Here is a 13,152-nt window from a genome sequence, read left to right as displayed (position 1 = left end):
TAAGTGAAAGGTGGGGTTACATGTCACTTCGATTTGTGATTGGTAGAGCTGGAAGTGGAAAAAGTACACTTTGTTTACACGAAGTGCAAGAAGAGTTAAAGCAGCGCCCAAGAGGGAAAACAATATTATATCTTGTGCCAGAACAGATGACATTCCAAACGCAACAGGCGTTAATTGGGAGTGAAGAGGTAAGAGGTTCTATTCGGGCACAAGTTTTTAGTTTTTCGCGATTAGCGTGGAAGGTGCTGCAAGAAGTTGGCGGAGCGAGTCGTCTTCATATTGATGAAGCGGGCGTGCATATGTTACTTCGTAAAATTGTAGAGTCCCGTAAAGATGGATTATCGGTGTTCCAAAAAGCAGCGGAGCAAAACGGTTTCTTTGAACATCTTGGCAGTATGATTGCGGAGTTTAAACGTTACAATGTGACGCCATCTAACGTATATGAAATGTGGCAACAATTAGATGCGCATAGTAGCAGTGCTGAGCAAAAGCTGCTAGCGAATAAAGTGTATGATTTACAGTTATTATATGATGATTTTGAACGTGCTTTAATCGGAAAGTATTTAGATTCAGAAGATTACTTACAATTATTAATTGAGAAGCTTTCAGAATCTGAATATGTAAAAGGCGCGGAAATTTATATAGATGGATTCCATTCATTTTCCCCTCAAGAGCTAGAAATTGTTAGAGGGCTAATGAGATTAGGAACTAGAATCACAATCACATTGACAATAGATGAAAAAACGTTAGCGCAGCCAGTGAATGAACTAGATTTATTTTATGAAACGACGTTAACGTATGAACGAATAAAGCAAGTAGCTCGTGAAGAGAAAATAGAAGTTGAAAAAACAATTTCGCTGATGAAACAGCCGCGTTTTCATTCTCCGGCATTAGCTCATTTAGAAGCTCATTATGAAGCGCGTCCGAATGAAAAATTTAAGGGTGAAGCAAGTGTAACGATTAGTACAGCCGCTAATTTACGAGCTGAAGTAGAAGGTGTTGCTCGTGAAATTAGAAGACTTGTGGCGGATGAAGACTATCGTTACCGAGATATCGCAGTCCTTCTTCGTAATGGAGAAAGTTATTACGACGTAATGCGAACGTTATTTACAGATTATAATATCCCGCATTTCATCGATGAAAAACGCCCAATGTCACATCATCCGCTAGTAGAATGTATTCGTTCTGCTTTAGAGATTATTAGCGGGAATTGGCGTTACGATGCAGTATTCCGCTGCGTGAAAACAGAGCTTTTATATCCATTAGATGTAAGAAAAGAAGCGATGCGCGAAGAGATGGATGAGTTTGAAAACTACTGTTTAGCGTACGGTGTACAAGGGAAGAGATGGACTTCTGAAGATCCGTGGATGTATCGCCGCTATCGTTCTCTTGATGATGCGAGCGGAATGATAACAGATAGTGAACGTGAAATGGAAGAGAAAATAAATCGACTTCGTGACGTTGTAAGAACGCCAGTTATTCGTATGCAAAAAAGACTGAAGCGTGCTGGAACAGTTATGCAAATGTGCGAAGCGGTATATTTATTTTTAGAGGAGCTTGACGTTCCGAAAAAACTAGAAGAATTACGTGTTCGTGCAGAAGAAAGTGGAGATTTCTTATTTGCGACAGACCATGAGCAAGTATGGGAAGAAGTGATGAGCCTTCTTGATACGTTTGTAGAGATGCTTGGTGAGGAGAAGATGTCACTATCTATGTTCACGGACGTTATGTCGACAGGTCTTGAGGCGCTTCAATTTGCGAACATTCCGCCGTCACTAGATCAAGTGTTAATTGCTAACATTGATCGTTCTAGATTATCAAATATTAAATCGACATTCGTTATTGGAGTGAATGAAGGCGTTATTCCAGCAGCACCTATGGATGAAGGGATGCTGTCTGATGAGGAAAGAGAAGTTCTTGGCACGGCAGGAATTGAATTAGCGCCAACGACGAGACAAACTTTATTAGAAGAACAGTTCGTTATGTATCAAATGGTAACGAGAGCATCTGAGAAATTATACATTTCATGCCCGCTTGCAGATGAAGAAGGGAAGACGTTACTTGCTTCTAGTTTTATTAAGAAAATAAAAAGAATGTTCCCTGATGTGAAAGAATCATTTATTACAAATGACGTAAATGACTTATCACGTTCGGAACAAATTTCATACGTAGCAACGCCAGAAGTGACATTGTCTTATGTCATGCAGCAACTGCAAACATGGAAGCGATACGGATTTGAAGGCAATTTAGATTTTTGGTGGGACGTATATAACTTCTACGTAACTTCAGATGAATGGAAACAAAAAAGTAGTCGCGTGTTATCAAGTCTGTTTTACCGAAATCGTGCACAGAAGCTAAGTACAGTTGTAAGTAGAGATTTGTACGGAGATACAATTAAGGGAAGCGTTTCTCGTATGGAATTATTTAACCGTTGTGCGTACGCTCATTTCGCACAGCACGGTTTATCGCTAAGAGAGCGTGATATTTTCAAACTTGATGCACCAGATATCGGTGAACTATTCCATGCAGCACTGAAGAGAATTGCAGACAGGCTATTACGTGAAAACCGTACTTGGGCGGATTTATCAATAAAAGAGTGTGAGCATCTTTCTACTTTAGTAATAGAAGAAATCGCACCATTATTACAAAGACAAATTTTATTAAGTTCAAACCGTCATTTCTATTTAAAACAAAAACTACAACAAATCATATTCCGTACATCACTCATTCTTCGTGAACATGCGAAGTCTAGCGGTTTTGTACCAGTTGATTTAGAGGTACCGTTCGGTATGGGCGGGACTGGATCGCTTCCGCCAATGGAATTTGCGTTGCCAAATGGTGTGAAGATGGAAGTGGTTGGCCGTATTGACCGTGTTGATAAGGCGGAAGATGAGAGTGGTACGTTCCTTCGTATTATTGACTATAAATCAAGTTCGAAAGCGTTAGATTTAACAGAAGTGTATTACGGACTAGCGCTTCAAATGTTAACGTATTTGGATGTTGTTACTTCAAATGCACATACGTGGATGAAAAAGGGCGGTACTGCATCACCGGCGGGTGTATTGTATTTCCATATTCATAACCCGATTGTTGAGATGAAAGGCGATGCATCTGAAGAAGAAATTGAGAAAGAAATTTTAAAGAAATTTAAAATGAAAGGGCTCGTACTAGGAGATGCTGACGTTGTTCGTTTAATGGATAATAAACTTTCAACAGGAAGCTCTGATATTATTTCTGCTGGTCTGAAAAAAGATGGTAGTTTTAGTGCGCGTTCTAGCATTGCAAGTGAACAAGAGTTTAACGTACTTCAAAAGTATGTACACCACTCATTTGAAAATATCGGAAAAGACATCACAGAAGGTGTTATCGATATTGCTCCTTACAAAAAGGGGAATAAAGCGGCTTGTACGTTCTGTAACTTTAAATCTGTTTGTCAGTTTGATGAATCACTTGAAGATAATCAATTCCGTACGTTAAAAGATATGAAAGATAGCGAAGCAATGGAGAAAATTAGAGAGGAGGTTGGCGGAGAATGATAGAAAATTGGCCTGAAAAACCAGAAGGTAGTCAATGGACAGATGACCAGTGGAAAGCGGTTGTAGCGAACGGACGTGATATTTTAGTCGCGGCAGCAGCAGGATCAGGGAAAACAGCAGTATTAGTTGAACGTATTATTAAAAAGATTATAAGTGAGGAAAATCCAGTCGATGTCGACCGCCTGCTCGTTGTAACATTTACGAATGCAGCGGCGCAAGAAATGAAAAATCGAATTGGAGAAGCGTTAGAAAAAGTATTAATTGATGGGCCAGGTTCACAGCATATAAGAAAGCAGCTTAGCTTATTAAATAAAGCTTCCATTTCAACAATCCATTCATTTTGTTTACAAGTGATTAGAGGATATTATTACATGCTTGATGTCGATCCTCGTTTCCGTATTGCGAACCAAACAGAAAATGAATTGTTAAAAGAAGAAGTGCTAGATGACATATTAGAAGAAGAGTATGGAATCGAAGATAATAGTATTTTCTTTGAATTAGTTGACCGTTATACGAGCGATCGTAGTGACGATGACTTACAACGAATGATTTTAGCGCTTCATACAGAATCAAGAGCACATCCAAACCCGGAAAAATGGCTTGATAAATTAGTAGAAGCATACGACGTAGAAGGAAAGACAATTGAAGATTTAGTGTACGCTTCTTACTTATTAGAAGATGTGAAATTCCAGCTTGAAACGGCGGAACAGCATATTCGTAAAGCGACTGAACTCGCAATGCTTCCTGATGGTCCGGCGCCTCGCGTTGAAACCCTGCAAGCAGATTTAGCTTTACTTGGAACGTTATCATCAGCAGCTCGTGGGTCGTGGACAAGCGTGTATGAAGCGATGCAAAACGTATCGTGGCAAACGTTAAAGCGTATTAAGAAAAGTGATTACAATGAAGATATTGTAAAACAAGTAGACTCCCTTCGTAATAAAGCGAAAGATGAAGTAAAGAAATTACAAGAAGAGTTATTTAGCCGCAGACCAGAAAGTTTCTTACGAGATTTTCAAGATATGCATCCAGTATTAGAAAAACTTGTTCAGCTCGTAAAAGTATTTACAGAACGTTTTCAAGCGATGAAGCGTGATAAAGGAATGGTTGATTTCACAGATTTAGAGCATTTCTGTTTACAAATTTTAAGCGAGCAAAGTGAAGACGGTGAAATGAAGCCGTCAGCAGTAGCACTTCAATATCGTAATAAATTTGCTGAAGTACTAGTTGATGAATATCAAGATACGAACTTCGTACAGGAATCAATTATTAAATTCGTAACGAAAGATTCTGAGAGTGAAGGAAACTTGTTCATGGTAGGTGACGTGAAGCAGTCAATTTATCGTTTCCGACTAGCAGAACCAGGACTGTTTTTAGGGAAATACAAACGATTCACACAAGAAGGATCGGGCGGTGGAATGAAGATTGACTTAGCGAAAAACTTCCGTAGCCGTCATGAAGTGTTAGCAGGTACGAACTTTATCTTCAAACAAATTATGGGCGAAGAAGTCGGAGAAATCGACTATGATGCTGACGCTGAATTAAAGCTAGGTGCTGGCTATCCAGAAGGTGAAGATGTAGCGGCTGAATTACTATGCATTCAGCAAACAGAAGAAGAAGTGCTAGACGGTGAAGAAGGTGCCGAAGTAGAAAAAGCCCAGCTTGAAGCTCGTCTTATGGCGCAGCGTATTAAAGCAATGGTCGATTCAGGTTATGAAGTGTATGATCGTAAAACTGATAGTATGCGCCCTGTACAATACCGTGATTTCGTTATTTTACTTCGCTCCATGCCATGGGCGCCGCAAATTATGGAAGAGTTAAAGCTGCAAGGAATTCCAGTATACGCTGATCTTGCAACTGGTTACTTTGAAGCGACAGAAGTAAATATTATGATGAACGTATTCCGCGTTATCGATAATCCAATGCAAGATATTCCGCTTGCAGCTGTACTTCGTTCACCAATCGTTGGACTAAATGACGAAGAACTTGCAACGCTTCGTGCTCATGGAAAGAAAGGTTCATTTTATGAAGTGATGAGTTCATTCTTAAAAGGAGCACCGCTTGAAGAAGAACAAGAATTGCATGATAAATTAGAGTGGTTTTATAACTTACTGCAAGGGTGGCGTGAATTTGCGCGTCAACAATCCCTTTCCGATTTAATTTGGAAAGTGTACGGTGAGACAGGCTATTACGACTTTGTCGGCGGTTTACCAGCCGGAAAGCAAAGACAGGCAAACTTACGCGTACTATATGACCGCGCGAGACAATATGAAGCAACATCGTTTAGAGGATTATTCCGCTTCTTACGTTTTATTGAGCGTATTTTAGAACGCGGAGATGATATGGGAACGGCGAGAGCTCTTGGAGAACAAGAAGACGTTGTTCGCATTATGACGATTCATAAAAGTAAAGGGCTAGAGTTCCCAGTCGTATTTGTAGCTGGACTTGGTCGCCGTTTTAATACACAAGATTTAATGAAACGCTTCTTACTTCATAAAGATTTCGGTTTCGGTTCACAATTTATCGATCCTCGTAAACGAATTAAATATACGACATTATCACAACTAGCGATTAAGCGTAAAATGAAAATGGAATTAATTGCGGAAGAAATGCGCGTATTATACGTAGCGTTAACGCGTGCAAAAGAGAAGCTAATTTTAATCGGAACAGTTAAGGATGCCAATAAGGAAATGGAAAAATGGCTCGATGCGCGGGAGCACAGTGAATGGTTATTACCAGACCATATACGTGCCGGAGCGTCTTGCTATTTAGACTGGATTGCACCTTCATTATATAGACATCGTGATAGTGAAATGCTTCTTGAATTAGGACAAGGAAATATTCCAGGCGACATTTATGAGTATGACACTAGCTGGAAAGTAGAAGTTGTTGACGGAAAAGATTTACTTGCACCAGAACCAGTTCAAGAAGAGAAACAAGAATTGTTAGAAGCGCTTCGTGAGAAAAAGGCTGTTCCGCTAGAAAGTGAACGGAAAGAAGAAGTGTACGATAGATTAATGTGGGAATACGGGTATGAGGACGCGACATCGCACCGTGCGAAACAATCTGTTACAGAAATAAAGAGAAATTATCAATCTGAAGAAGGTAGCGATAATGCCTTTATTAAAAAACTTCGTGCACCAATTAAAACACGTCCGCGCTTTATGGAGAAAAAAGGACTAACGTACGCAGAGCGAGGGACAGCAGTCCATGCCGTTATGCAGCATGTAGATTTGAAGAAACCAATTACGATTGAAGTTCTTCAAGAACAAATTGCAAGAATGGTAAATAAAGAACTATTAACATTTGAACAAGCTGAAGAAATAGCGATTGAAAAAGTCATTTCATTCTTTGATAGTGACTTAGGTAAAAGGGTAGTAGCAGCAAAAAGTGTTGAGCGTGAAGTACCATTTACGATGATGCTTTCAGCAGAAGAAGCGTATCAAGATTGGCAAGGGAAGAAAGGCGAATCAATACTTGTCCAAGGGGTTATCGACTGTATGATCGAAGAGGAAGACGGAATTACATTAATCGACTTTAAAACAGATACGATTGAAGGAAAGTTTCCAGGCGGATTTGATCAAGCGAAACCAATTTTAGAAGACCGATACAAAGTACAGCTTTCACTATATGCAAAAGCACTCGAGAAAAGCTTAAAACATCCTGTGAAAGAGAAGTGTTTATACTTCTTTGATGGGAATCATGTTGTAAAGGTTGAGGAATAGAGATTAGAAAGAGGTTATGGAGTATGGCGACGTTAAGAACTTGTGATCAAGGACACGAGTATTATAAAAGTAGCGATTGTCCAACTTGCCCAACCTGTGAGAAAGAGAGAAAGCCAAAAGAAGGCTTTCTTTCTTTTCTTTCAGCACCAGCAAGGCGAGCGTTAGAACACTATGGAGTTCACACTGAAGAAGAACTTTCAAAGTACAGTGAAAAAGAAATTTTGAAACTGCACGGTATAGGACTGGCATCTTTACCTAAATTGAGAGCGGCTTTAGAAGATAAGGGATTATCATTTAAATAAAGAAAAACTAATCATTAGTGAGGAGTAGCATCTTAATTAATGATTAGTTTATATAATCGGTATTAATTAGCTGGATAAACGCGTATAACGAAATCTCATTTTGAAAATCTTAAATCGATGGACAAAACGCTTTAACAGATGAATTTATGAAGTGTAGATAACTTGATAAAGAATATAAGTGAATTGATTATAATATTAAGAAAGGAAGTGCAATACTATGGATTTCGAAACAGTAATGCAAGAGCTTGAAACTCTCGGCAAGGAACGGACTAAAAAAATATACATATCCAATGGTGCAAAGGAGCCACTTTTTGGCGTAGCTACAGGTGTTATGAAACCAATCGCGAAGAAAATAAAAATTAATCAAAGTTTAGCTGAAGAGCTTTATGCTACAGGTAACTATGATGCGATGTACTTTGCAGGCATTATTGCAGATTCAAAAACTATGAACGAATCGGATTTTGATCGTTGGATGGATGGGGCGTACTTTTATATGTTATCCGATTATGTGGTGGCAGTAACTTTATCAGAGGCAGAGTTTGCACAAGACGTGGCTGATAAATGGATTGCAAGTGGTGACGAACTAAGAATGTCAGCGGGGTGGAGTTGCTACTGCTGGCTTTTAGGGAATCGAAAAGACCATGAATTTTCCGAAAGTAAGATTGCCAATATGCTAGAAGTTGTAAAAAATACAATTCATGATGCGCCAGAACGTACGAAATCCGCTATGAATAATTTTCTAAACACCGTGGGGATTTCATATGTGCCGCTACATGAAAAGGCAGTTGAAACTGCAAAGGAAGTAGGCATAGTGGAGCTAAAACGGGACAACAAGAAAAGCAGTTTTCTAAATGCTTACGAAAGTATTCATAAAGAACTTGATCGAGGAAGACTCGGATTCAAACGTAAATATGTAAGATGCTAAAAATTAGGATTCTGAAATTCTGTAAAATATTTAACTTTTGTATAAATACATCTATTCCTTTATTCTAGAAAAGGACGCTATTTTTTGAATAAAACTTAGATTTTTAAATGACTTTATTGCTATAAATTTAACCCCGTCCTAAATTTAGAACGGGGTTGTGCTTGTTTGAGCTTTTAAAATATAATAAATTTATTTTCATTTTATAAAGAGAGTAAATATCATAAGATATATATCTGTGTGGAAATAAACAATTGAAGGGGAATGTGAATGGATCCCATTAAAGAGAAATTAGATTTATTACGTAATGAAATAAAAGATATGGGTGGTATAATCGATCTAGATTGGTGCGATAGATTGTTATACCCTTATTATAAACACTTTAATGATAGTAAATTGAGATATCGATCAGGTTCATTGTTAGCATTTTGGGGAATTCTCCTAGAGTGGGAAGATGAAAGTGGGTTTCCATTTTATACAGGCACTCAGGAGTATGATTGTCATCATTTTGATATGTATTTAAAGGGGTTTCTAAAGTACGCTCCTAAGATTGAGAGGCAATTTCCGAATATTTATCTTGTTATTGTTGAATCACTGATGGAGTTGGATGAAAGAGAAAGATGGGAAAGTGAATTTCCTAACATATGTAAGGAGCTATTCGATGCTGTTAGGGAGGAACTGTTCCATACTGATGTTACACAGATAAATGATGAGACATATCAAAATGCATATAAAGAAGGAAGAATGCTATATTAAAAGAATATAAGCTTGAATTAAAATTATCTTTAATAGAAGAAACAGCCCTAGCTCTACACAAAATAGAGCTAAAGCTGTTTCTTTTTTACGCTGTTCCAATTTGATCTTGGTCTGCTACATCAGAATCAAACGTATTTGTTGCACTAACGCCGTTAAACGTATTTACGACAAATCCAACATTGGAAGCTCCAGATCCGTTATAAGCTTTCGTATTTTCTTTCGGAGACACGTTATAAAAATCTCCTAAATTGAAAGACCCATTACTGTTTTGAACGACGAGATTCCCCACAACCGAAGGCATACCATTCACCTACTTCACTAAGCTTTTTAATTACTATATGAATTATTTAGAAGAAGGTTCATCAGTAATGTATTGCCTGATTTGCATAATACGAGAGTTATTAAAAGCATAATCAACATTTCCGATTTGAAAGCAACCAGAATTTAAAAGTGTTCGCAATTCAACATTGTTTACTTCGGTAAAAGGACACTCATTTATAATATTTACTTTTACATCTGTTGTTCGCTTTGGAATAGTAATGTGTTCATCTGTGAAAATTTCAAAAGCATCTAAGTGACCTTCTCCTTTTAAATAAAAAGGAATTTCCCGATGAACCAAAAGCGCCCTGCTTTTTAATTCCATTTGATTTGCATCACCAACTTGAAATACTGCAGCAATCCCCAAAGAAATAATAGAAACATTTTGGACAACTGAAACATGATGTAACATAATTTTGAGTCTCCTCAACCTGGAGTCGTAGGGACAGCTGTTACTAATGGTACAAATGGTCCCTCTGTAACGGATTCGAATGGCGTATCAAGAATAGAAGTAAGGATGAGAAGGTTTGCATCTCCGATTAAAAATAATGCGGAAGAAGAAACCCCGTTCATTTTAATCTGCCCTACTTTTAACTCGCGGTTTACAACATTTAAATTCATACATACTTACTCCTTTCGAAAATTGCCCGGTATGTGTTGGATAAAGGAAAGAAAGGCTTTGTCAATATCTTGTTTCATCGCTTGAATAATGACGTCTCGTAAATAATCGGGATCTGTTGAAATGCCCTCATACGATTGAACTTGTGATAAATAATACGGAAGTCTATGCTCCATCTGTTTTTTTATGTCATCGACCATCATTTGTCGATACATCTCATCAAGCGGGGTTCTCTCTTCTTGTTCAAAATGGAGAATTCGATTATATGCTTCTTCATCTAAATAGCGATGCATTTCTTGAAGGATACCTTGATAAAAATCTGGATTGGTGTCTGTTTCAGGATTGACTTTCAACGTTTCTGTATCCACTTGAAAATCTTCAATTTGCTGCCCTTTTGTCGCAAATGGATTTAAACCAATATTTAAAGTGCCGTTTAAATTTTCTACTTTTAATTGATCGAATTTATATTCCACTTTTCCTATAGAAGAGGAGGGGCGACTTTTTAATTCAGTAAGCTCTTCTTGTAATAGGCGAACTTGATTTTCTAGGTTAAGGATGGCTGCTTGTTGTGTTTGGAGAGCTTGCTGAAGTTGGTGTAAGTAAGTATATATATCTTGATTCATTTTGTGAAACCTCCTTTTCAATAGGGAGGGTACATTACTGCTATATATTTATGATAAGGATGGCCTAAGAAGAACTAGTTGAAAGGCTTTATGGAAATAATTTGTCCTTTCGCATTCAAAGGGCGAAGAGGTGCTGTAAATCCACCGCTATTTGAGAATTTAGATAGAGCTTTAATACTTCCGGCAGTACCAATTTGAAATACAGAAGAGGTTGTAATGCTATCGATTTTAATACTGTTGATGATGATGCTTTGGTTTACATAAAAATTCAATGTAATCGCCTCCTTTAAGTTGAACCAATTATTGCTTGATCGATTACATCTGAATCGTTGACAGTCGTTGAACTTTGATAATTGTAGACAGAAACATTATCTCCAACATTAAAGGAACCGGCCCCAGCAAAAGCGCGTGAATAACTAATAGGCCTAATCGCAAATACATCTCCAATATGAAAAATACCACTTGATCCGATATTAACGATACGAATATGTCCAACCATAGCCGGCATACAAAACACCCTTCGTTTTAAAATTTTCTTTTCTACTATTGTATGGGCGTTTTTAATAAAATGTGTACTTTTTTGAAATAAAAGAAACACACACGCTATTGCGTATGTGTTTCGAACATTTGAGTGTGCGTGCAATCTGTGTGTATATGCCAAATAACATTTAAGAGCCTGTCCAGTTCTTGGCTACAATCCACTGTTTTTTGAGAAGTCATTCCGTAGCGTTCAGCAAAATAGATCATTTTTTCGCGTTTTTTTTCGATAGCTTGCTCAAACATTGAAATCGGCTCCATCTCTCAATAAATTTTATGTATATATTTAGTACATATTATACAAAAATTACATAAAAAAGAAACACCTTCGCTAAAAAAAGTATAATTTCTACATTTTATGTCAAATGACGGATGTGGAACAAATATAAGGATGGTTGAATATTGTAAAAATTAGCGTGCATAAGAAGGTTTTTTTCTTAAGGATGCGAATACAATTAAAGGGTATGAGTTTTAGGATGGAGAGTGGAAATATTGCGTTTTGTAACGGCGAAGAAAGAAGAAAAGGTATTTGTAGGTATTGTGGATGAAGAGGAAGAAAGAGTCTTACATTTAAGAGAAGCGCAAAGACAAAAAGGGGAAAAGGTTACGATCCCGATTACTATGTTAGAGTGTATTGAAAGAGGAAGTGAATGCCTTGAGAAGGTGTACGATATTGTAAATTGGGCGAAGGAAAATGCGGGAGCGGCGTATTATCCGTTAGCAGAAGTGAAAATATTAGCACCGATTCCAAGGCCGAGAAAAAATATTCTGTGTGTTGGAAAGAACTATCGTGAGCATGCGGTAGAAATGGGCGGAGTAGAGTCTATCCCTGAAAATATAATGATCTTTACAAAAGCGCCAACAACAGTGATCGGAATTGATGAGCAAATTAATGGTCACCCTCATGCAACGAATGAACTGGACTATGAAGGGGAACTAGCAATCGTTATTGGTAAGCGAGGGAAACAAATAAAAATAGAAAAAGCTCTTGATCATGTTTTTGGATATACAGTTATAAACGATGTAACTGCTCGGGATATTCAAAGGAAACATAAACAATTTTTCCTAGGGAAAAGTTTCGATACATTTTGTCCGATGGGACCGTATTTAATTCATAAATCAATGGTTAGAACGCCGAATGAATTACACATTGAAACGGTGGTAAATGGAGAAGTAAGGCAAACTTCAAATACGAGAGAAATGATTTTTTCAGTAGAAGAAATTATTTCAACTATAAGTAAAGGTATGACATTAGAACCAGGAGATATTATTGCAACAGGGACACCAGCTGGTGTTGGTAAAGGTTTTACACCACCGAAGTTTTTGCACGCTGGTGATGAAGTTGTTATTAAAGTAGAGGGAATTGGTACGCTTAGAAATATTGTGAAATGAAAAAAGAGCTATCTTGTGAAAAGGTAGCTCTTTCCTATGGTCGCGGATTAACAGAGTAATCTATAATAGCGAAAATATACAATACGATTAATGCTAAAGTACAAATTCCAATTAGCGTAGCTGCAAGTGCGCTTCTCTCACGGCCAAAACCGATAATTGTAAGGAAAACAGCAGTCCAAAATGATGTTTTAAGTAGTGTGAATGTATTAGGAGTTGAATAATGACTGAGTAACGTTGTAGATAATATGAAGCCGATGAATGTCATAGAAATAAAAATTGTAGCTAAATAGTTAATGTGTTTACCGTATTTCAACAGCATACAGTTACCCCCCTTTCTAGAAAAGACGGAATATTCAATTTTATTTTACGGTAAATTACTAAAAAAAGAAAGAGGTTGTCCTATATTTTAGGACAACCCCACTATG

The 13,152-nt window shown here is 37.6% G+C and carries 14 protein-coding genes; 6 read left to right on the top strand and 8 right to left on the bottom strand.

Annotated features, from left to right (window positions below):
- Positions 1–20: 20 nt before the first annotated feature.
- From addB to CDB3_RS18590, 5 genes are all read left to right on the top strand, one after another.
- Entirely contained in the window at positions 21–3,536 is a 3,516-nt protein-coding gene (gene addB / locus CDB3_RS18610) for a helicase-exonuclease AddAB subunit AddB (protein WP_128855504.1), read from the top strand.
- Entirely contained in the window at positions 3,533–7,258 is a 3,726-nt protein-coding gene (addA, locus tag CDB3_RS18605; protein ID WP_128855503.1) for a helicase-exonuclease AddAB subunit AddA, read from the top strand. The genes addB and addA overlap by 4 nt, the downstream gene beginning before the upstream one ends.
- A 23-nt stretch (positions 7,259–7,281) precedes the next feature.
- On the top strand, positions 7,282–7,560 hold the full coding sequence (locus CDB3_RS18600) for an RNA polymerase alpha subunit C-terminal domain-containing protein (protein ID WP_128855502.1): 279 nt from the start codon (positions 7,282–7,284) through the stop codon (positions 7,558–7,560).
- A 217-nt stretch (positions 7,561–7,777) separates the two neighbouring features.
- Positions 7,778–8,485 (top strand): DNA alkylation repair protein, encoded by a 708-nt coding sequence (locus CDB3_RS18595; RefSeq protein ID WP_128855501.1) that lies wholly within the window; start codon positions 7,778–7,780, stop codon positions 8,483–8,485.
- Positions 8,486–8,752: 267 nt separating this feature from the next.
- On the top strand, positions 8,753–9,238 hold the full coding sequence (locus CDB3_RS18590; RefSeq protein WP_002149902.1) for a hypothetical protein: 486 nt from the start codon (positions 8,753–8,755) through the stop codon (positions 9,236–9,238).
- Between the two features lie 85 nt (positions 9,239–9,323).
- On the opposite strand, the gene gerPF is transcribed toward CDB3_RS18590, so the two are convergent.
- The 7 genes from gerPF to CDB3_RS18555 form a co-directional block, all read right to left on the bottom strand.
- Entirely contained in the window at positions 9,324–9,539 is a 216-nt protein-coding gene (gene gerPF / locus CDB3_RS18585) for a spore germination protein GerPF (RefSeq protein WP_001141566.1), read from the bottom strand.
- Between the two features lie 42 nt (positions 9,540–9,581).
- Positions 9,582–9,968, bottom strand: a complete 387-nt coding sequence (locus tag CDB3_RS18580) for a spore germination protein GerPE (protein ID WP_128855500.1) — start codon at positions 9,966–9,968, stop codon at positions 9,582–9,584.
- A gap of 14 nt (positions 9,969–9,982) precedes the next feature.
- On the bottom strand, positions 9,983–10,177 hold the full coding sequence (locus tag CDB3_RS18575; RefSeq protein ID WP_128855499.1) for a spore gernimation protein GerPD: 195 nt from the start codon (positions 10,175–10,177) through the stop codon (positions 9,983–9,985).
- Between the two features lie 6 nt (positions 10,178–10,183).
- Positions 10,184–10,798, bottom strand: a complete 615-nt coding sequence (gene gerPC, locus CDB3_RS18570) for a spore germination protein GerPC (protein WP_128855498.1) — start codon at positions 10,796–10,798, stop codon at positions 10,184–10,186.
- A 74-nt stretch (positions 10,799–10,872) separates the two neighbouring features.
- The gene (gene gerPB, locus CDB3_RS18565) at positions 10,873–11,070 is read right to left on the bottom strand and encodes a spore germination protein GerPB (protein WP_128282130.1); all 198 of its coding nucleotides are present in this window, start codon (positions 11,068–11,070) and stop codon (positions 10,873–10,875) included.
- Positions 11,071–11,084: 14 nt separating this feature from the next.
- A complete protein-coding gene (gerPA, locus tag CDB3_RS18560; protein WP_001111191.1) occupies positions 11,085–11,306 on the bottom strand; it encodes a spore germination protein GerPA in 222 nt (73 codons plus the stop codon).
- 95 nt (positions 11,307–11,401) lie between these two features.
- Positions 11,402–11,581 (bottom strand): aspartyl-phosphate phosphatase Spo0E family protein, encoded by a 180-nt coding sequence (locus CDB3_RS18555; RefSeq protein ID WP_071744611.1) that lies wholly within the window; start codon positions 11,579–11,581, stop codon positions 11,402–11,404.
- 246 nt (positions 11,582–11,827) lie between these two features.
- Here CDB3_RS18555 and CDB3_RS18550 point away from each other — a divergent pair, with 246 nt between their 5' ends.
- Positions 11,828–12,727 carry a fumarylacetoacetate hydrolase family protein gene (locus CDB3_RS18550; RefSeq protein ID WP_179139722.1) on the top strand — a complete coding sequence of 300 codons (900 nt, stop codon included), beginning with the start codon at positions 11,828–11,830 and terminating at the stop codon, positions 12,725–12,727.
- 34 nt (positions 12,728–12,761) lie between these two features.
- On the opposite strand, the gene CDB3_RS18545 is transcribed toward CDB3_RS18550, so the two are convergent.
- The gene (locus tag CDB3_RS18545) at positions 12,762–13,046 is read right to left on the bottom strand and encodes a hypothetical protein (protein WP_128855497.1); all 285 of its coding nucleotides are present in this window, start codon (positions 13,044–13,046) and stop codon (positions 12,762–12,764) included.
- Positions 13,047–13,152 lie beyond the last annotated feature (106 nt).

The sequence above is a fragment of the Bacillus sp. CDB3 genome (assembly GCF_002081505.1).
Lineage (GTDB): Bacteria > Bacillota > Bacilli > Bacillales > Bacillaceae_G > Bacillus_A > Bacillus_A cereus_AT.
Note: the sequence above shows the minus strand (reverse complement) of the source record. Positions and strands in the feature narration are given on the sequence as shown.

Coding starts and splice junctions, on each gene's coding strand:
- gerPA (WP_001111191.1), bottom strand. CDS start 11,306: ATGCCGGCTATGGTTGGACATATTCGTATCGTTAATATCGGATCAAGT.
- CDB3_RS18555 (WP_071744611.1), bottom strand. CDS start 11,581: ATGTTTGAGCAAGCTATCGAAAAAAAACGCGAAAAAATGATCTATTTT.
- CDB3_RS18590 (WP_002149902.1), top strand. CDS start 8,753: ATGGATCCCATTAAAGAGAAATTAGATTTATTACGTAATGAAATAAAA.
- CDB3_RS18545 (WP_128855497.1), bottom strand. CDS start 13,046: ATGCTGTTGAAATACGGTAAACACATTAACTATTTAGCTACAATTTTT.
- CDB3_RS18580 (WP_128855500.1), bottom strand. CDS start 9,968: ATGTTACATCATGTTTCAGTTGTCCAAAATGTTTCTATTATTTCTTTG.
- CDB3_RS18600 (WP_128855502.1), top strand. CDS start 7,282: ATGGCGACGTTAAGAACTTGTGATCAAGGACACGAGTATTATAAAAGT.
- CDB3_RS18595 (WP_128855501.1), top strand. CDS start 7,778: ATGGATTTCGAAACAGTAATGCAAGAGCTTGAAACTCTCGGCAAGGAA.
- gerPC (WP_128855498.1), bottom strand. CDS start 10,798: ATGAATCAAGATATATATACTTACTTACACCAACTTCAGCAAGCTCTC.
- gerPF (WP_001141566.1), bottom strand. CDS start 9,539: ATGCCTTCGGTTGTGGGGAATCTCGTCGTTCAAAACAGTAATGGGTCT.
- addB (WP_128855504.1), top strand. CDS start 21: ATGTCACTTCGATTTGTGATTGGTAGAGCTGGAAGTGGAAAAAGTACA.
- addA (WP_128855503.1), top strand. CDS start 3,533: ATGATAGAAAATTGGCCTGAAAAACCAGAAGGTAGTCAATGGACAGAT.
- CDB3_RS18575 (WP_128855499.1), bottom strand. CDS start 10,177: ATGAATTTAAATGTTGTAAACCGCGAGTTAAAAGTAGGGCAGATTAAA.